Source organism: Galbibacter sp. L-19 (assembly GCF_056857615.1).
The window spans coordinates 20036-37214 of sequence record NZ_JBSXNL010000062.1; the positions used below are offsets into that span (position 1 = coordinate 20036).

15 protein-coding genes are annotated in these 17179 nt (G+C 32.9%); 8 read left to right on the plus strand and 7 right to left on the minus strand.

Going from position 1 to position 17179, the window contains the following annotated elements; translation table 11 throughout:
• Window positions 1-22: 22 nt before the first annotated feature.
• The 3 genes from AC13CQ_RS11570 (at window position 23) to AC13CQ_RS11580 (ending at window position 2186) form a co-directional block, all read left to right on the plus strand.
• Window positions 23-1543: a bifunctional GNAT family N-acetyltransferase/carbon-nitrogen hydrolase family protein gene (locus AC13CQ_RS11570; RefSeq protein ID WP_008611046.1), complete on the plus strand. Its 1521-nt coding sequence runs from the start codon at window positions 23-25 to the stop codon at window positions 1541-1543.
• Window positions 1544-1593: 50 nt separating this feature from the next.
• Window positions 1594-1746 (plus strand): hypothetical protein, encoded by a 153-nt coding sequence (locus AC13CQ_RS11575; RefSeq protein ID WP_474507013.1) that lies wholly within the window; start codon window positions 1594-1596, stop codon window positions 1744-1746.
• A gap of 89 nt (window positions 1747-1835) precedes the next feature.
• Window positions 1836-2186: a hypothetical protein gene (locus AC13CQ_RS11580; RefSeq protein ID WP_456867898.1), complete on the plus strand. Its 351-nt coding sequence runs from the start codon at window positions 1836-1838 to the stop codon at window positions 2184-2186.
• 4 nt (window positions 2187-2190) lie between these two features.
• Here AC13CQ_RS11580 and AC13CQ_RS11585 read toward each other — a convergent pair whose 3' ends face one another.
• Window positions 2191-2652: a CBS domain-containing protein gene (locus AC13CQ_RS11585; RefSeq protein ID WP_008611051.1), complete on the minus strand. Its 462-nt coding sequence runs from the start codon at window positions 2650-2652 to the stop codon at window positions 2191-2193.
• 183 nt (window positions 2653-2835) lie between these two features.
• On the opposite strand from AC13CQ_RS11585, the gene AC13CQ_RS11590 reads away from it, so the two are divergent.
• The 3 genes from AC13CQ_RS11590 to AC13CQ_RS11600 all read left to right on the plus strand — a co-directional run bounded on the left by AC13CQ_RS11590 (window position 2836) and on the right by AC13CQ_RS11600 (window position 6999).
• Window positions 2836-5103, plus strand: a complete 2268-nt coding sequence (locus AC13CQ_RS11590) for a M20/M25/M40 family metallo-hydrolase (RefSeq protein WP_474507012.1) — start codon at window positions 2836-2838, stop codon at window positions 5101-5103.
• Entirely contained in the window at window positions 5103-5915 is an 813-nt protein-coding gene (locus AC13CQ_RS11595) for an NAD-dependent epimerase/dehydratase family protein (protein ID WP_008611053.1), read from the plus strand. Before AC13CQ_RS11590 ends, AC13CQ_RS11595 begins: the two co-directional genes overlap by 1 nt.
• Before the next feature lie 349 nt (window positions 5916-6264).
• Window positions 6265-6999, plus strand: coding sequence for a hypothetical protein (locus tag AC13CQ_RS11600; RefSeq protein WP_008611054.1), 735 nt, complete (start codon window positions 6265-6267; stop codon window positions 6997-6999).
• A gap of 321 nt (window positions 7000-7320) precedes the next feature.
• Here the strand turns inward: AC13CQ_RS11600 and AC13CQ_RS11605 are convergent, their stop codons facing one another.
• From AC13CQ_RS11605 to AC13CQ_RS11615, 3 genes are all read right to left on the minus strand, one after another.
• Window positions 7321-7686, minus strand: a complete 366-nt coding sequence (locus AC13CQ_RS11605; protein WP_008611055.1) for a hypothetical protein — start codon at window positions 7684-7686, stop codon at window positions 7321-7323.
• Window positions 7687-7781: 95 nt separating this feature from the next.
• On the minus strand, window positions 7782-10253 hold the full coding sequence (locus AC13CQ_RS11610) for a DUF5916 domain-containing protein (protein ID WP_474507011.1): 2472 nt from the start codon (window positions 10251-10253) through the stop codon (window positions 7782-7784).
• A 63-nt stretch (window positions 10254-10316) separates the two neighbouring features.
• On the minus strand, window positions 10317-10730 hold the full coding sequence (locus AC13CQ_RS11615) for a hypothetical protein (protein ID WP_474507010.1): 414 nt from the start codon (window positions 10728-10730) through the stop codon (window positions 10317-10319).
• 133 nt (window positions 10731-10863) lie between these two features.
• Here AC13CQ_RS11615 and AC13CQ_RS11620 point away from each other — a divergent pair, with 133 nt between their 5' ends.
• Window positions 10864-12231 carry a sensor histidine kinase gene (locus tag AC13CQ_RS11620; RefSeq protein WP_337901002.1) on the plus strand — a complete coding sequence of 456 codons (1368 nt, stop codon included), beginning with the start codon at window positions 10864-10866 and terminating at the stop codon, window positions 12229-12231.
• Window positions 12232-12372: 141 nt separating this feature from the next.
• The gene (locus AC13CQ_RS11625; protein ID WP_008611058.1) at window positions 12373-13053 is read left to right on the plus strand and encodes a response regulator transcription factor; all 681 of its coding nucleotides are present in this window, start codon (window positions 12373-12375) and stop codon (window positions 13051-13053) included.
• An 87-nt stretch (window positions 13054-13140) separates the two neighbouring features.
• Here AC13CQ_RS11625 and AC13CQ_RS11630 read toward each other — a convergent pair whose 3' ends face one another.
• The 3 genes from AC13CQ_RS11630 to AC13CQ_RS11640 form a co-directional block, all read right to left on the minus strand.
• On the minus strand, window positions 13141-13419 hold the full coding sequence (locus AC13CQ_RS11630) for a F0F1 ATP synthase subunit delta/epsilon (protein WP_008611059.1): 279 nt from the start codon (window positions 13417-13419) through the stop codon (window positions 13141-13143).
• A 55-nt stretch (window positions 13420-13474) separates the two neighbouring features.
• Window positions 13475-14983 (minus strand): F0F1 ATP synthase subunit beta, encoded by a 1509-nt coding sequence (atpD, locus tag AC13CQ_RS11635; protein WP_008611060.1) that lies wholly within the window; start codon window positions 14981-14983, stop codon window positions 13475-13477.
• Between the two features lie 550 nt (window positions 14984-15533).
• Complete coding sequence (locus tag AC13CQ_RS11640; RefSeq protein WP_337901001.1) at window positions 15534-17159, minus strand: G-D-S-L family lipolytic protein; 1626 nt, start codon at window positions 17157-17159, stop codon at window positions 15534-15536.
• Window positions 17160-17179 lie beyond the last annotated feature (20 nt).

Here is a 17179-nt window from a genome sequence, read left to right on the forward strand (position 1 = left end):
AACTTTTATAAAAGAAGCATATATGGAAACTATAAGTAAAATAGAACTAAGAAACCTTCAAATAGAAGACTACCTTGAATTGCGTGCTTCCATGATAGAAGCCTATAGCGGAATTGAAGATGCTCCTTGGAAAGAACATGAAATAAAAAAATTACTTTCAATCTTTCCACAAGGACAATTAGTAGTATTGGCAGATGAAAAAGTAGTTGGTTGTGCCTTATCCTTGATTATTGATGATAAAGATATTGACGACAATCATACGTATGAAGAAATAACAGGTAATTATACTTTTTCAACGCACAATCCATCGGGAGATATTATGTATGGAATTGATGTTTTTATTCACCCAAAATATAGAGGTTTACGCTTAGGGCGTCGTTTATATGATAAACGTAAGGAACTAGCAGAGCAACTCAATATTAAAGCGATCATGTTTGCAGGAAGGATTCCAAACTACAGCAAATATGCAGAAGAAATTAGTCCGAAGCAATATATTGAGAAAGTGCGGATGAAAGAGCTTTTTGATCCAGTGCTTGCCTTTCAATTAAGCAACGATTTTCATGTAAAGAAAATCATGAAAAATTATTTAGAGGGCGACACACATTCCTTAGACTATGCTGTCTTGATGGAATGGAATAATATTTATTACGACAAAAGTCCGAAGCTAATTAATTCTGAAAAATCTATTGTGAGATTAGGGCTTATTCAATGGCAAATGCGACCCCTAAAAAATTTGGATGCCTTATTCGAGCAAGCTGAATTTTTTATTGATGCTGTTTCTGGATATGGAAGCGATTTTGCTTTGTTCCCCGAATTATTTACAGCTCCCTTAATGGCAGATTATAATCATTTAAATGAAGCGGATGCCATTAGAGAATTAGCAAAATACACGGAACCAATTTATCAGAAATTTCAAGAGTTTGCCATTTCCTATAATATCAATATTATTACAGGAAGTATGCCAAATATAATAGATGGAAACCTGTATAATTGTGGTTTTTTATGCAAGCGTGATGGTTCTTCAGAAATGTATACAAAAATACATATCACTCCAAATGAAGTTGCTCATTGGGGAATGAAAGGTGGAGATGTAATTAAAACCTTCGATACCGATTGCGGTAAAATCGGGATTATTATTTGCTACGATGTGGAGTTCCCAGAGTTAAGCAGACTTATGGCAGATGAAGGCATGCAAATTTTATTTGTTCCATTTTTAACCGATACTCAAAACGGATACACCCGTGTAAAAAGTTGTGCGCAAGCTAGAGCTATTGAGAACGAATGTTATGTAGCTATAGCGGGTTGTGTTGGAAATCTCCCTAGAGTAAATAATATGGATATTCAATACGCGCAAGCAGCTGTTTTAACTCCTTCAGATTTTGCTTTTCCTAACAACGGAATTAAAGCAGAAGCTACACCAAATACAGAAATGACATTGCTTGTTGATGTAAACATTGATTTATTAAAAGAATTACACGAACATGGAAGTGTTAGAATTCTAAAAGATAGAAGAACTGATTTATACGAAATAAAGAAAAAATAGTATATTTATAGATAATAATCTCTCATAAGAGAAATTTAAACCTATAAATTATGAATGTAAAAATTACTGGAAAAGTTATTAAAATATTTTTATTAGGCGCATTTGCCATGTTTATTTTAATATTAATTGTTGATTGGGATGAATTTAAAAAAGGTTACAATGAAGGTATATCAGCACATAAAACAATGAATGTAACAAAGTAAGAAAGGATTATAAACTGAAATAAATGAATTTGTAATTAAAAGCACTTTCAAATCAATACACCTACTTAACAACTAAAGGTGAAATTAAAATGGAAAAAACCTGTCTTGAATGTAATGAAAAACTTATAGGCAGAGCCGATAAAAAGTTTTGCAATGATTATTGTAGAAATGCATTTAATAATAATTTAAATAAAGACAGTAAAAATCTTATTAGGAATATAAATAACCGACTTCGAAAGAATTACAGAATATTAGAAGCTTTAAATCCAGAAAACAAAACAAAAACCACAAAAACCAAATTATTAGACAGAGGATTTGATTTTGAACATTTTACAAGCACCTATACTACCAAAAAGGGCACTACCTATTACTTTTTGTATGATTTAGGTTATTTACCGTTGGAAAACGATTATTATATGTTAGTCCGCAGAGAACAATAAAGCACTAATAATTATGACTGTTTAATTTTAAAGCAGCCACCACAATATCCTTACGACTTATTTGCCCAACCAATTTTCCGTGATCCATAACAGGCAATCTACGGCGATGACCTTTGTAAAAACGAGAAGCTGCGTCAAAAATATTCATGTCATGTGGAATTGTTTCCACATCTCTAGTCATAAAATTTTCCACATTTTTATCGAGAATTGGCATGTTAAAATAGCGACTTTCAGAAATTTGCTTCATACAATCTGCTTCAGATATTATCCCAACTAAATGTCCATTTTCATCACAGACAGGCCCTCCAGAAATCCGATGTTTTAAAAAAAGTTCCATTACTTCCAAAATAGATTGATCTGGTTTAAAAAGCACTAAATTTTTAGTCATATAATCTTCCACTAAAATTGGAGCATTATACTTCTTTTTTTGTTCTTCCCTTGCTCCTTGAAAACTTTTAATTCCCATATTCTTGCAGATTTTTTTGATTGGTGTGAAATATAAATATAATCAATATTCTTTGAATAAAATAAATTATTCGTAATCTTATTGTTAATTATCGTGATAATCATAAAATAACAAACTTGAATTCATCATTATGAAAAATAAAATTCTTATCCCTATATTTATAAAGCTAACGAACCTAAAGATTTGAAAAAACTATCGCTCCTATTATCGTTTATTATTATCATGGCGCTTACCGCTTGGCGTTTTTATGATTTAATGCCACAGAAGGAATTTTCTCCTCAAACTTTTTCTACGGAAAACACGCTAAATCACATTAAAAAAATTGCCGAAAAACCACATTTCGTTGGTTCTAAATCGCATGCCGAAGTAAAAGAATACATTATTTCTGAACTACAAAAAATAGGTTTAACAACAGAAGTTCAAAAGGGATACACAAGTGGCGACTGGGGAAATCTGAGCTATGCGCAAAATATTGTAGCTAAAATAGACGGATCCGAAGAAGGGAAAGCCTTGGTTTTAATGTCTCATTACGATAGCAACCCTCATTCTTCTCTGGGTGCAAGCGATGATGCCGTTGGCGTGGCAGTAATCTTAGAAGGCATCCGCTCCTATTTAGAAGCTGGGAAAAAACCAAAAAATGATATTATAGTTTTATTTACCGATGCTGAAGAATTAGGCTTAAATGGAGCTCAGTTATTTGTAAATGAGAGTCCGCTAAAAAACAATATTGGACTCATCCTCAATTTTGAAGCCAGAGGTAGTGGCGGCCCTAGCTATATGTTGATGGAAACCAATGGTGGAAATAAAAATATGATTGAATCTTTTAATGAAGCGAATCCACAATTTCCTGTTGCCAACTCTTTAACTTATAGCATTTATAAAATGCTTCCAAACGACACCGATTTGACTGTTTTTAGAGAAGATTCTAATATTAATGGGTTTAATTTTGCCTTTATAGACGACCATTTTGACTACCATACCGCCAATGATAGTTTTGAGAACGTTGACAAAAACACTTTACAACATCAAATTTCATATCTAATTCCGTTACTAAATTTTTATGGAGATTATGACCTAAACTCTATAAAATCCAATCTTGACTACATCTATTTCGATATCCCAGTATTTAATTTTGTTTACTATCCGTTTAGTTGGATTTTTCCAATGCTACTAATAGCCTTTACAATATGGATTGTGCTTGTTTATATAGGTGTTAAAAACAGAAAACTCTCTGGCAAAGGCATTCTTAAGGGCTTTTTAACATTCCTTGTCTCTTTGCTAATTAATGGACTTATTGGCTATTTTAGTTGGACAGCATTAAAAGAGTTATATCCACAATACCAAGATATTCTGCATGGATTTACATATAATGGACATTTATATATTGCTAGTTTTACTGCATTGAGTTTTGGGATTTGCTTTTATGCCTATTCAAAAATTAAGGATATTTCTGTTCCAAATCTTCTTATTACACCTCTCCTTTTTTGGTTGGTAATTTGCTCGGGGATTGCAATATATTTAAAAGGAGCTAGCTTTTTTATTATTCCTGTATTTGCAGCTTTAGGAGCCTTATTTATCCTTATAAATCAAAAAAAGAAGAGTCCGTCGCTACTTTTCTTAATTATATTATGTATTCCCGCTTTATGGATTTTTGCGCCATTAATACAAATGTTTCCTGTTGGATTAGGACTAAAAATATTAATTGCATCCTGCGTTTTAAGTGTGCTTTTATTTGGACTCTTACTTCCTGTATTCGGTTTTTATAAAAACAAAAAAGCATACGCCTATTTAGGGTTTGTTCTGGCTATACTTTTATTTGCTTCTGCACATTTCCAATCCAATTTCACCAAAGAAATGCCACATCCAACTAGTTTATTATACGTTTTAGATAGTGATACAAATACCTCACAATGGGCAACTTACAATAAAGTTTTAGATCCTTGGACTTCAGCATATTTTAATGAGAATAATACTTTTTCTGAAGATAAAATAAAATTTAGCAGTAAATACGGAACTGTGTTTACACATACCTCCAAAGCTCCCATAAAGGAAATTCTTGCCCCTACTATTAACATTGAAAAAGATACTGTTATTAACAATAAAAGACACGTTAGAATATGTGTTACACCTCGTAGAGAAGTAAATCGTTTAGAAATTACTACAAACAATGTCAACATATTGAGCTGTAATGTAAATGGCATTTCTTTTTCTGAAGATTTTTTAAAAAAACGAGGAAGCCGACTTTTAACACATTACATTAGTAATAATGATTATTCTGAAATAAATTTAGTATTTTATGCTACTGAAAAACCTGTTCTAACTTTTTTTGAAGCTTCAAATAATTTGTTAGAACATGCATTATTCAGTGTTCCTGTCAGACCTGAAAATGCAATCCCCATGCCTTTTGTTTTAAATGATGCTATATTGATTAAAAAAACATTAGAACTATAATGCCGAAAAAAATTGCTGTACTTGGTTGTGGTTGGTTAGGATTTCCACTTGCAAAATCTTTTGTAGAAAAAGGCTATGCTGTAAATGGAGCCACTACTTCTGTGGATAAAATTTTAAACATTGCCCACCAAAAAATAAATCCATTTCTATTAGCTGTACACAAGCATCATATAGAAGGAAATATTAGTTATTTTCTTCAAGATACAGATGTATTAATTATTAATATCCCGCCTCGAATTCGCAAAAATTCTGAAGCTAATTACATTTCAAAAATTAAAACGCTTTCAGAAAAAATAGAACAATCAAATGTCAAAAAGGTACTTTTTGTGAGTAGCTCATCAGTTTATGCTAATGATAATTCTATTGTAGATGAAAATACCCCTGCAAAACCTCAAACTGAAAGCGGAAAACAAATTTTAGCTTCCGAAGAGCTTCTTCAAAAGAATCCAAATTTCAAAACAACTGTAATTCGTTTTTCTGGATTGTATGGAGGAGACAGGCATCCAGTAAATACCCTTTCAGGAAAAAAAAACATTGCCAATCCAAATGCACCAGTTAATTTAATCCATTTAGAAGATTGTATTGGTATTATCAATAAAGTTATTGAAAAAGAAGTTTGGGGAATTACTCTAAACGCTTCCGCTCCTATACACCCTTCAAAAGAAGAATATTATACTGAGCAGGCAAATAAATTAGGCATCAAGATTCCTCAGTTTGAAAACACTAAACAAACCAAAGGAAAAACCATTACCTCTACATTAATTAACACTTATTTATCATATAATTTTATCTATCCAAACCTAGAATATTAATAGCTCTTAAAAACCTTAACACATGGAGTATTTTCTAGTTAAATATAGGTTAAACAGCTTAAAAGCTGAATTTTGAACGCTTACTTCTTTGTAATTTTACAGTGTAAAAGAAATTGAATTAGTTTTCATTTATAAAAAACACATAAAAATTTTAGGTTAGGTTTTTAAGTTAGTTTAGATTAGTTTATTAAAAAGGAGTATTGTTTGTCCATAAGAACAATGCTCCTTTTTTTTATGCTTTTGCATAGATTTAATATTTTTATTGAATAATTTTAATAGATTTGGCAGGTTAAACTGAAGTAGCAGACGTAAACCGCTTCATGTTATTTTTAAACTACAATTTTCTACTATGAAACATTCTATAATACTTTTGGTTTTTTTAGCATCTTTTGCTGGATTTTCTCAAAATAACAGTACTCTTTCTCAGCATTATGAAGCATTTTACAAGCAAATGAAAGAACAAGGCGATGTTAGAGGCGTAATTAATGCTTTGACGCATTTAAATGTATTGAGTCCAAATGAGGCAAGAAAAGATACATTGGCATATTTTTACAGTAATTCTGGGCAACATGCTCAAGCTATTAATCTGTTAGGTGCCGAGAAAGACACTAAAGCATCTAACCTTGCGGTAGAAGTAAAAGCTAGGTCTTTAAAAGCTTTAAATCAACCGCAATTAGCAGTTCAACAGTTTGATATTATGTTCAGCAGAAAACCAGATATCTATATTGCTTATGATTTGGTTGATCTTAATTTACAAATCGGAAAAACTGTAGAGGCTGCCACCTATATTAAGTATGGTCTTGAGCATTCTACGGATGAAGATATGCTTCCTTTCTATGAGTCTAATCCTCCTTACCAAGTGCCTCTAAAAGCTGCTTTTAAATATCAAGAAGGACTTTTAAAATATAATGAAGATAAAGAAAATATTGACGCTTCTATAAAACTTGTAGATGAAGCTATTGTAATGGCTCCAAATTTTAAATTGGCAAAGCAAATAAGACAACTCTTATTAAACCAGAAAGAAGCTGGTAATGCTGAAAAAGCTAAACTTACTCCTAATACAACTACTCCAAAAGAGAATTAATTTCTCCAATTTATTATAATAAAACTCCCTAAATAGTTTTAAACTGTTTAGGGAGTTTTTATTTTATTGACTGTAATGCAGACTAATTTTCGTCGATCCACTTGTATAAATAATCCAAATCAAAACCCAATGTAGTTAAGTTTGTTTTTAGATGCATTGCTGGAATTTCCTTATACTGACTTCTAAATGTTATTGTTCGAAAACAATTTGGGCATTTCCAATGCTCATGTGAAGTTCCTTTATGGCGTTTTTTGGAGCAATTGTGAGCTTTTAAAATTCTATCCAATCTTTAAGTTTAACTGGTCTATTATTTCCCAAACCTTAAACATTTGCTGGTTCCAAAATAGTTTTTTTAACTTGTTTTGGAGAATCAAAATTCTGTAATACTCCTTTATCATCAACATAAGCCGAAGAGTATTGTTGTTTAAAAAATTTATTTCGTGACCAACCCAGATTTTTTAATTCAGCATCTCTTTGACCTTGAGACAATTTAAATAAGTCATCACAAAGAACCTTAAGATTGTATTCTAAGTCTTTGATAGCTTCTTTTTCTGTATCCCCATAACCAGAAACGTTTAAAGAAGGAATAATACTTACCCAATACTCTCCCGATTTTCCAGTGAAATTTAAAAGTTTTCCTTTTAAACCATCATGAGTTAATTTTAGATGCTCTTTATTTTCAGTCATTTATACTAGAAATTATTTTTCAAGACTTACCAAAGTAACGAAAAAAACTGAATTAACTATCATATTTATCAAGCACTACTTTTAATATAAAACCGTTATAACCGCCTTCCATATTTTCTATTGTTATAGATAGAGGCGTGTTCTTCTTTTAAATGTTTCTTTCCAAACCAACTTTTAGCACGATTGTAATCCAAAAAATAACTAATTCGAAGCGACAAACTATGCAATTGTGGCTCGTTAAAAAGATTATCAAAATTTCTATTTAAGTCTCTTACCGCTTCTTCTTGATAACTTTCTATAGCATTTCGATACAATAAAGTTAACTGACTCCCAGGTGCAAACCACCAAGAGAAACGTAAATCTATATTCCAATTATTGTATGTAGTGTTATGATTTTCTAGATAATCAGGATTCAAAATTAAATTACCATCTTCTTCCAAACTAAAGAATTTATCATAACTCACATCCGAATAATAATGTCTAAAAGATAAATTTAGCGCCATTACATTATTAAAAATGTATTGAGATTCAATAGCATTTTCAATTGTATTTCGATCTCTTTGACCAAAAATTATATCCCCATCCAAATTATTTACATAGCCTCTGTCTTCATTATTTAAAATAATATTGGTAGTTAAAAACAATTTCCATTTATCTGAAAAGCGATAACGCGGGTAAAAATCAATTCGTTTTTCATCTCTCCAACCTTCACTATATACATACCAATCATAGGTAATTCCAATTGCAAACTTCTTCCTATAATCTGTTTCAAACCAAGCCCAACCATCATAATAACTAGGTACCTTAACGTACCTGCCTTCTTCTCTAGGTTCGTAAATATCGTTAACACCAAAGGGAGTCATTTCAAAACCTCCTCCAAAACTTATAAATTTTTTAGTTGTAAAACTGGAATTAAAATTAAAGTTAAATTCAGAATACAACCTTGGATCCAAACGCCTTGTTAGATTTAAATTAAAATTTAAATACATGTTATTTAAGTTGCCTTTCGGTTTTAAATAACGATATCCATAATATCCGTAATAGCGAATGTAATTGGTGGTACTAGAATACCCAAGATCGTTGATGTCATAATCTTTTGTCCTAAAGTTAACCTCTCCAGAAAGTCTATGGTTCCCAGCTATTTTAGAAATTCCTGTGCTTCCTTCTGTTCCAAACTTAGTAGAATCTCCTTGCATTACCCAACTCCCTTCTCCACTAACCCAATATTTTATGGTATTTTTTTTATTGGTAACATCCAAATAAAGTCCTGTTGCATTGGCATCTCTAAAATTGCCTTCGCGGGTGGTGTTTGTATTGACTAAAGAAATAGAAGAATTCTCCCCAAAACGCTGGTCTAAAACAAACACATTATAATTTGCTAAAGGCTCAACTAATTCCTCTCGGGTTTCGTTTGTATTTGTGTTTGTTATTTCGGCGTACGTACGCTCGGTAACAGCGTTAAAAAAACCAATTCCTAAACCTCCATCTGTACGACCCGAAATTTTCATGGCATTAATTAAATCTACCGTTTGCGGATAAAAAGAAAGTGAATCGTTATCATTAATTTGAACAGCTCCAGTTGGTGCACTTCCTACTCGACGAGAATAAAAAAGATTTCCTTTACTAAACAATTCTGTCCCTTCTGTAAAAAATTGCCGCTGCTCTTCATATTGAACTTCAAATGCAGAAAGGTTAAGCACTCGCTCATCAAATTTAGTCTGCCCAAAATCTGGAATTAAAATCATATCCAAAGTAAATGCATCTGTAATTCCATATTTTAAATCCATTCCTCCATTAACACTTACCTCAGATTTCCCATCAAAAGAAGTAATATATGAAGAAACATAAGGCTGAAATGATAATCTTAATGGCGCATCTATATTTTTAATATTATGAATTTCTCCATCATAAATAGAAAAAGAACCTTTACTATTATCCACATGATTCCAACTAAAACGCCTACGCTCTCGTCTAAACTCTCGCTCCATATTTAATCCCCAGGTTTGGATATCCTTCTCTGGAAATCTAAGTTGAGAATAAGGAATAAATATTTCGGCTGTCCAATTATCCTCATTTATTTTCACATTACTATACCAAACTCCATTCCATGAGGAATCTTCATTTCCGTTTGTCAGTTTCGCATCCCATTGAACACCAGCCGCGGTAACAATAAACTCAAAACTCTGCTGATGATCGTTGTATCCATTCAGTAAAATAAAAAAGAAATCGTCGTTTCCTATATCATCTCTTTCGGTTAGTTCTTTTGCTATTTCACTAGTATTAGGATCATTCATAATTGCTCCAAAATAGATTCCAAGGTCGTCATACACAATTCTAACTTCCGTATGCAGACTATCTGGAATTGGAGTGCCATTATTAGGTTCTCTCTCAATAAAATTTGTAGCTACAGAAGCACTATTCCAAATAAGCTCATCAAGAACACCGTCTATTTTTGGTGCTTCTGTAATTCTAATGGCATCTATTTTTTTTCTGGAAATAGAGTCTCCTTCTTGAGCGCTCACTATATGCAAGCTAAAAAGTAGAAAAATAAAGTTTAGGTATTTCATTAAAAGTTCAGTTTTTATAAAGACAACTTCAAACAGCAATTGTTACAATTATAAAAAAGGAACTTAACTACGCTGGGGTGTTTTAGGAGGTTCTGGAGTTTCTTCACTACCAAGAGTTTCTGAAATCTGATCGGCTAAATCTTCTATTTTTAATTGAAATGACTTGGTGGTTGCTTCTTTTTCCATTTCTATTTTAACTCTCCCCTGACGCAATTGCACGCTATATCCAGTTCCTTCCCAGTAAGCAGTACGTGTATTTTTATCTAATGCTACCCCCAAAACCTCTTCAATAACTTCTTTAACACTTTCTGTATTTTCCTTATCAAAAGAAGCCGTATAATTATATTCAAAATCGGTGTTGCTTACTGAAATAGATAAATAAGAGTTATTACTTACGGATGTAGAAACCGATGTACTTTGCGACCATAGGTTTACAAATGAAACCAAGAATAAAAAGACAATTACTAATTTTTTCATGATATTTAAGTTTTAATTATAAAAGCAAATATGAAAAAACATTGGGGCAATGTGGGTTAACCGTAGGTTAATGAAGGGTTAATGCCCAAATTATCTCCCTATAATTTTTTAAGTTGGTTATTTTTGTAAATGAATGAAACAGCGAAATAAAATAAAACTCTTAGTCTTTTTTTGCCTCCTTGCATTAGCTGGACTGGTTTCTATACAATACTACCTTATTCAAAACACTTATCAATTAACTTCCAAAACATATATAAACGATGTTAAAAAGCAAATAGCTCCCGTAATAGAATCTGCCGAGATTGATACTATTGAAGAACAGTTTTTCGAAGATTTTAAAAAGCTTTGCTTTCAAAAAGTTTATGATAGTATTACGTCAAATCAATTTCAAGCAAGCGCACATATTTTAGCAGATTCTATCCAAAAAATAAGTCATATTTATCTACAATCTCACTTTAAAAATTACCCTATTTTAAAAGAGATTAGCATTCGTATACAGTTAACTCAGATTATTTTTGAAGCTAATGGAGTTTATGATACGGTGCTAAAAACTAACGATAATCCTCTTGTTTATTTTGGTGAAGATTTTGAAGGAAAATCTTTTAATATCAGTAAAGGAATAGCACAATCTTCTATAGACCAAAAAAAGGATTCTATTAATGAAGCCATTAAATACTCTTATAAGCATCTTCAATCTGTTGATATGGATATTTCCAATTTTCAACAAAAAATTTGGAATAAAATGCTTTGGATGCTGGTTGCTGGAGTTGCACTAATAGTTGCAGTTGTTTTATTGTTTTTTTATATGTATCGGTCGCTCATAAAGCAAAAAAAGATTGCTGAAATGAAAACCGATTTTGCCAACAATATTAGTCACGAATTAAAAACACCTTTAACTTCCCTTAACCTCATTACAAAATCTTTACAAAAAGAAGAAGCTTTTCAAAATTCTGAATCTGCAAAAAAGCTTATTCTTACACTTGCTAGACAAAACACTAGGATTCAAACAATTGTAGATCGAGTAATGGAAACTTCTCTGGAGCCTCAAAAGCTAGAATTGCAGGAAATAGACATTGTAAAATTCTTAAAAGACGTAACATCTCATTTTGATTCAAATACGCACAGTCTAAAATCTAATATATCTCCTAACAGATTGATCCTAAAAACAGCTATTGATCAATTGGAAAGTGTACTCCAAAACTTACTAGAAAATGCTATAAAATACAGTCCTGATGCTACAGAAATAATTTTAAAATCTTATGTAAAAGATCATTTTTATTATATAGAAATTACAGATTTTGGAAATGGTATCCCGTCTTCAGAGCAAAAAAACATTTTTAAAAAGTTTTACCGCATATCAGAAGGAAATAAACATGATATTAAAGGCTTAGGACTGGGTTTATATCTATGTAACCAGATAATGAAAAATTTAAAAGGTACTATTAATGTAAAAAGTGTTCCAAAAAAGGGGAGCACATTTATTTTAAAAATTCCCACCTAGGAATTCACTAGCTCTGGGCAAGCCGAGAGGTATTCAAAGGAAAATAATTTAATCCTTTTTCGACCTAAAGCCTTTCGGTAAACTCAGGGAAAGGCTCTGGGGAATTAAACCCCAAATGAGGGATTAAAAGACAGCTAAACCATGATTAAAATACTAATAGTTGAAGATGATTTAGATTTAGGAGATTTACTAAAACAGTACCTAGAATTGAACAAATTTGACGTACAACGTGTTTTTAACGGGATTGAAGCTCGAGAAATTTTAAAGGAGCAAAGTTTTAATATCCTCATTCTTGATGTTATGATGCCAAAGGAAGATGGTTTTACGCTAGCACAAAAGCTCCAAATTAAATATCCCGATTTGCCTTTTCTTTTTGTGACTGCTCGTAAAATGAAAGAGGACATTTTAACAGGATTAAAACTTGGCGCCGATGACTACATTACAAAACCTTTTGATGCTGACGAGCTCATCCTTAGAATTCAAAACATACTAAAAAGAAAACCGCTTGTTAAGGAGAATAAATCGGAAACATATTCCATAGGGAAATTTATATTTGAACCTAAAAATTTGTTACTAAAGACTTCTTATTCTGAAAAATATCTTACCGAAAAAGAAGCCCAACTCTTGGAATATCTGTACAAAAATAAAGACTGTGTTATCCGAAGGGAAGATATTCTTAACCATTTATGGGAAGAAACTGATTTCTTTTCAGGGAGAAGTCTGGATGTTTTTATCAGTAGGTTACGGAAATACCTTTCAGAAGATAAATCTATTCAAATTGAAAGCCTGCGTAGTGTAGGATATCGATTTATAATAACATAACTTTCATTTCGTCTAGTCTTTAAAACTACACCATAAAAAAACGCCACAATACTATTGCGGCGTTCTTATATATATTATGTTTATTCTTTAATCTGCTAGAACAATAACTTTATTGTTGTTCATCTCTACAGTTCCACTAGTGATAGGCAATATTGTCTCTCCATTTTCTCCTTTAGAAAACTTAGAAGCATATGCTTTTTCTATATTAACTTCTCCGTAGATTTTCACATTTCCTTTTCCTAAAAGTGAAACTATAGGTGCGTGATTGTCTAACATCTGAAACTCACCATCAACTCCTGGAACAGCTACCGAAGTAACGTTTCCGCTAAATAAAGTTGCCTCTGGTGTTACTATTTCTAATTTCATACTTTTTAGTTATAAGTTGTAAAGTTTAGAACTAACAACTGTTACTGCTCCTAATTTATGCGTCTGCAAGCATTTTCTCTCCTGCTTCGATAGCTTCCTCGATAGTTCCTTTTAAGTTAAAAGCAGCCTCTGGAAGGTGATCTAATTCTCCATCCATAATCATATTAAATCCTTTAATAGTGTCTTTAATATCAACTAAAACTCCTGGAATACCTGTAAACTGCTCAGCAACGTGGAAAGGTTGAGATAAGAAACGTTGCACACGACGTGCTCTTGATACCGCCAATTTATCTTCTTCTGAAAGCTCTTCCATACCAAGAATTGCAATAATATCTTGTAATTCTTTATAACGTTGTAAAAGCTCTTTTACATTTTGAGCACAAGCATAATGTTCTTTTCCTAATACTTCAGCAGAAAGAATTCTAGAAGTAGAATCCAATGGATCTACCGCTGGATAAATACCAAGCTCAGCAATTTTTCTAGAAAGTACTGTTGTAGCATCTAAGTGAGCAAATGTAGTTGCTGGCGCTGGATCCGTTAAATCATCCGCAGGTACGTAAACCGCCTGTACAGATGTAATAGATCCTCTTTTTGTTGAAGTAATACGCTCTTGCATCGCTCCCATCTCTGTTGCTAACGTAGGTTGGTATCCTACCGCAGATGGCATACGTCCAAGAAGTGCAGATACCTCAGAACCAGCTTGTGTAAAACGGAAGATATTATCTACGAAGAAAAGTACGTCTTTCCCTTGTGCTTCTCCAGCCCCATCACGGAAATATTCTGCAATTGTAAGTCCAGATAAAGCTACACGAGCACGTGCTCCTGGTGGCTCATTCATCTGTCCGAAAACGAAAGTTGCTTTTGAGCCTTTCATAGCTGTTTTATCAACTTTAGAAAGATCCCATCCACCTTCTTCCATAGAGTGCATAAATTCGTCTCCGTATTTAATAATACCAGACTCAAGCATCTCTCTTAAAAGGTCATTTCCTTCACGCGTACGTTCTCCTACACCAGCAAAAACTGATAAACCACCGTGACCTTTTGCTATATTATTAATTAACTCCTGAATAAGTACTGTTTTACCAACACCAGCTCCTCCAAAAAGACCAATTTTACCTCCTTTTGCATAAGGCTCAATAAGGTCGATTACTTTAATACCTGTAAAAAGTACTTCAGTAGAAGTTGTTAAATCTTCAAATTTTGGTGCCTCTCTGTGAATAGGAAGTCCATCTTTACCAGATTTTGGCAAATCTCCAATTCCATCAATAGCATCTCCAATTACATTAAACAAACGTCCGTAAACATCGTCACCGATTGGCATTTGTATTGGGTTTCCAGTAGCAAGAACCTCTGTTCCTCTACTCAAACCATCTGTAGAGTCCATAGATATTGTTCTTACCGTATCTTCTCCAATATGAGATTGTACTTCAAGTACTAATTTAGAACCATCTTTTCTATCAATTTCCAAAGAATCGTAGATATTTGGTAATTCAGAACCTGAATCAAATGCTACGTCTACAACCGGACCAATAATTTGTGCAACTTTACCTGTAATTTTAGACATTACTTAAGTGTTTAATGTTATGCTTATTATTTGCTAAAAAAGTCTTAATATATAGATGCTTTTTCGCGGTGCAAAGATATATTTTTAATTGAAAAAATTAATCAATTTAAATATTTTTTTTTCTTATGCTATCAGGTTGTTTTTTTGAGAGTTATATCATCTCACAAAAAAATATGTTTTTGACTTATTTTTTAAATACTGCATAAACGTCAACAGCTCCATTTAAGAGGATATTCATTTTTTAATATTTCCCTGCTTTTACCACTACACCACTGTTTGACATCATTAACAGCAGCTACAATTAACTCAACCTAGATTAATAGAAACCACCCATACTTTTTATTTATAAACTTCATTTATTTAAAGAAAAAATAGTAATCAACTACCTCGAGGTAAGCCTACGAGGTATTCAAAGGAAAATAATTTAACCCATTTCGACGTAGCACCCTTCGATATACTCAGAACAGGCTCTGAGGAATAAAACCCTCAATGAAGGATTTAATTATACCTGCTTATTCTATTTATAACAAAATTTGTAATTTAAGTTGCTTTATGGCAATTGTGCTGGATAGAGCGTATTATAATCTGCCGCTCGTACTCTTGGTAAAACAGCATTATATTTCTTTTCAATAGCTTCCATAAATTTATTTGCCAAATAGGCATATCCTCTAGCTGTAGGATGCACTCCATCTAAAGAAAAAGCACCCCCAAACACCAAACTACTGTTCAGTATAAATTCGTCAAAAGGAACGCCACCCCCTTGTGACAACATTTTCATAATTGCATTTGCATCTACTAATGCCAAGTCATTTTGTTGGGCAATAGTAGCAATTGCCATATTATAGGCATCGGTAGCTGTTTTTACACTTGCTTGTTCTGAAGGTATTAACACCCATTTATCTTCTAAAGGCAAGGTAATCCCTTCTATTGAAAATTGCCCTGCTAATTCCTGCGGGACTCCCATTCCCATTAAAGCTTGTAATGCGGTTACATTAACAGTTCCTATAACATTACTACTTGGCAATACTATTAAATCTGCTTCGTTTGCTTGTCTTGACTGTCCATACCTTTGCCCTAATATATTCGCAACAAGAGGAACTGCCTGGGCAGGTAATCCGAATTGCGAAATAAATGCAGGGAAAGTCGGACTAGCATTTAACACTCCTTCAATTTGAGCAGAAATATCGGTTAATGCCTCATCTTTAATTACAACAGCACTTGCGGCATTTGTAGCAAATTCTATTTTACGCTCGGGCGCACCAAGCACCTCATAAACTTGATTTAAAGCTCCAAAAATGTTATTTAACATTGGAATTTGAGAACCAAAATCAGGATTAGTAGGATCTAACGGAGCATAAGGAACTGTTGTAAAATAAGGAATCCCCGTTACATCTGGAATATTTGCAACTATTCCTTTAGCATCATTCTTAGACAGTTCAGAAACAATAGCAGTATAAATATCTGCAAAAATGGTTGGGTCGGTAATATCGTTTAATGCATACGTAGCATAATCAAGATTTCCAGTTTGATCAATTCCAACACCACCTCCAGTTGCATACCCTAATACATCATTATTTCCTATCCAAAGACTAAAAAAAGTAGGCTTCTGAGCCACTGCATCGGCAATTACTGTTGTAGACGGACTTGAAGCAAAACGAACAAAATAAGGGTTTGCCAACCCAGCTGCTACACCTGCTATATTTCCATAGCCCGGAGATAATAAATGATAACTAAACGCTCCTGGCACTCCCATATTATTAAATGACCCTGAAAGGGTTTGTGCAATATCGGTAGTTGGACTCCCAGGTAAACGAGCAGGCCCAGAACCATTAAAGTATAATCTGTTTTCAATCCCTGGTAATGGAAAACCTCCCGCAAGAAGTCCCCCAATATTATCGTTAGTTAATGGTTGTTGAAATTCTCCTCCTCCAACAAGTGCAAATTGTTGTGATAATATATTAGGCAACGAATTTGATTGTCCGGATACAAAAAGAGCACCATCTGTATATCCTGCAGTTAATGAGTTCCCTACAGCTACATAATTTGAAAAATCTGCAGTTCCAGAGGAATATTCCATCTCCATTTCACTTCCGCCGTTCCCAGCATCATCATCCGAACTGCACCCATACAGTCCCAAAAACATTAAAAACAAAAGGCTTACATAATTGGTCTTCATAAAAATATCGTTTAGAATTA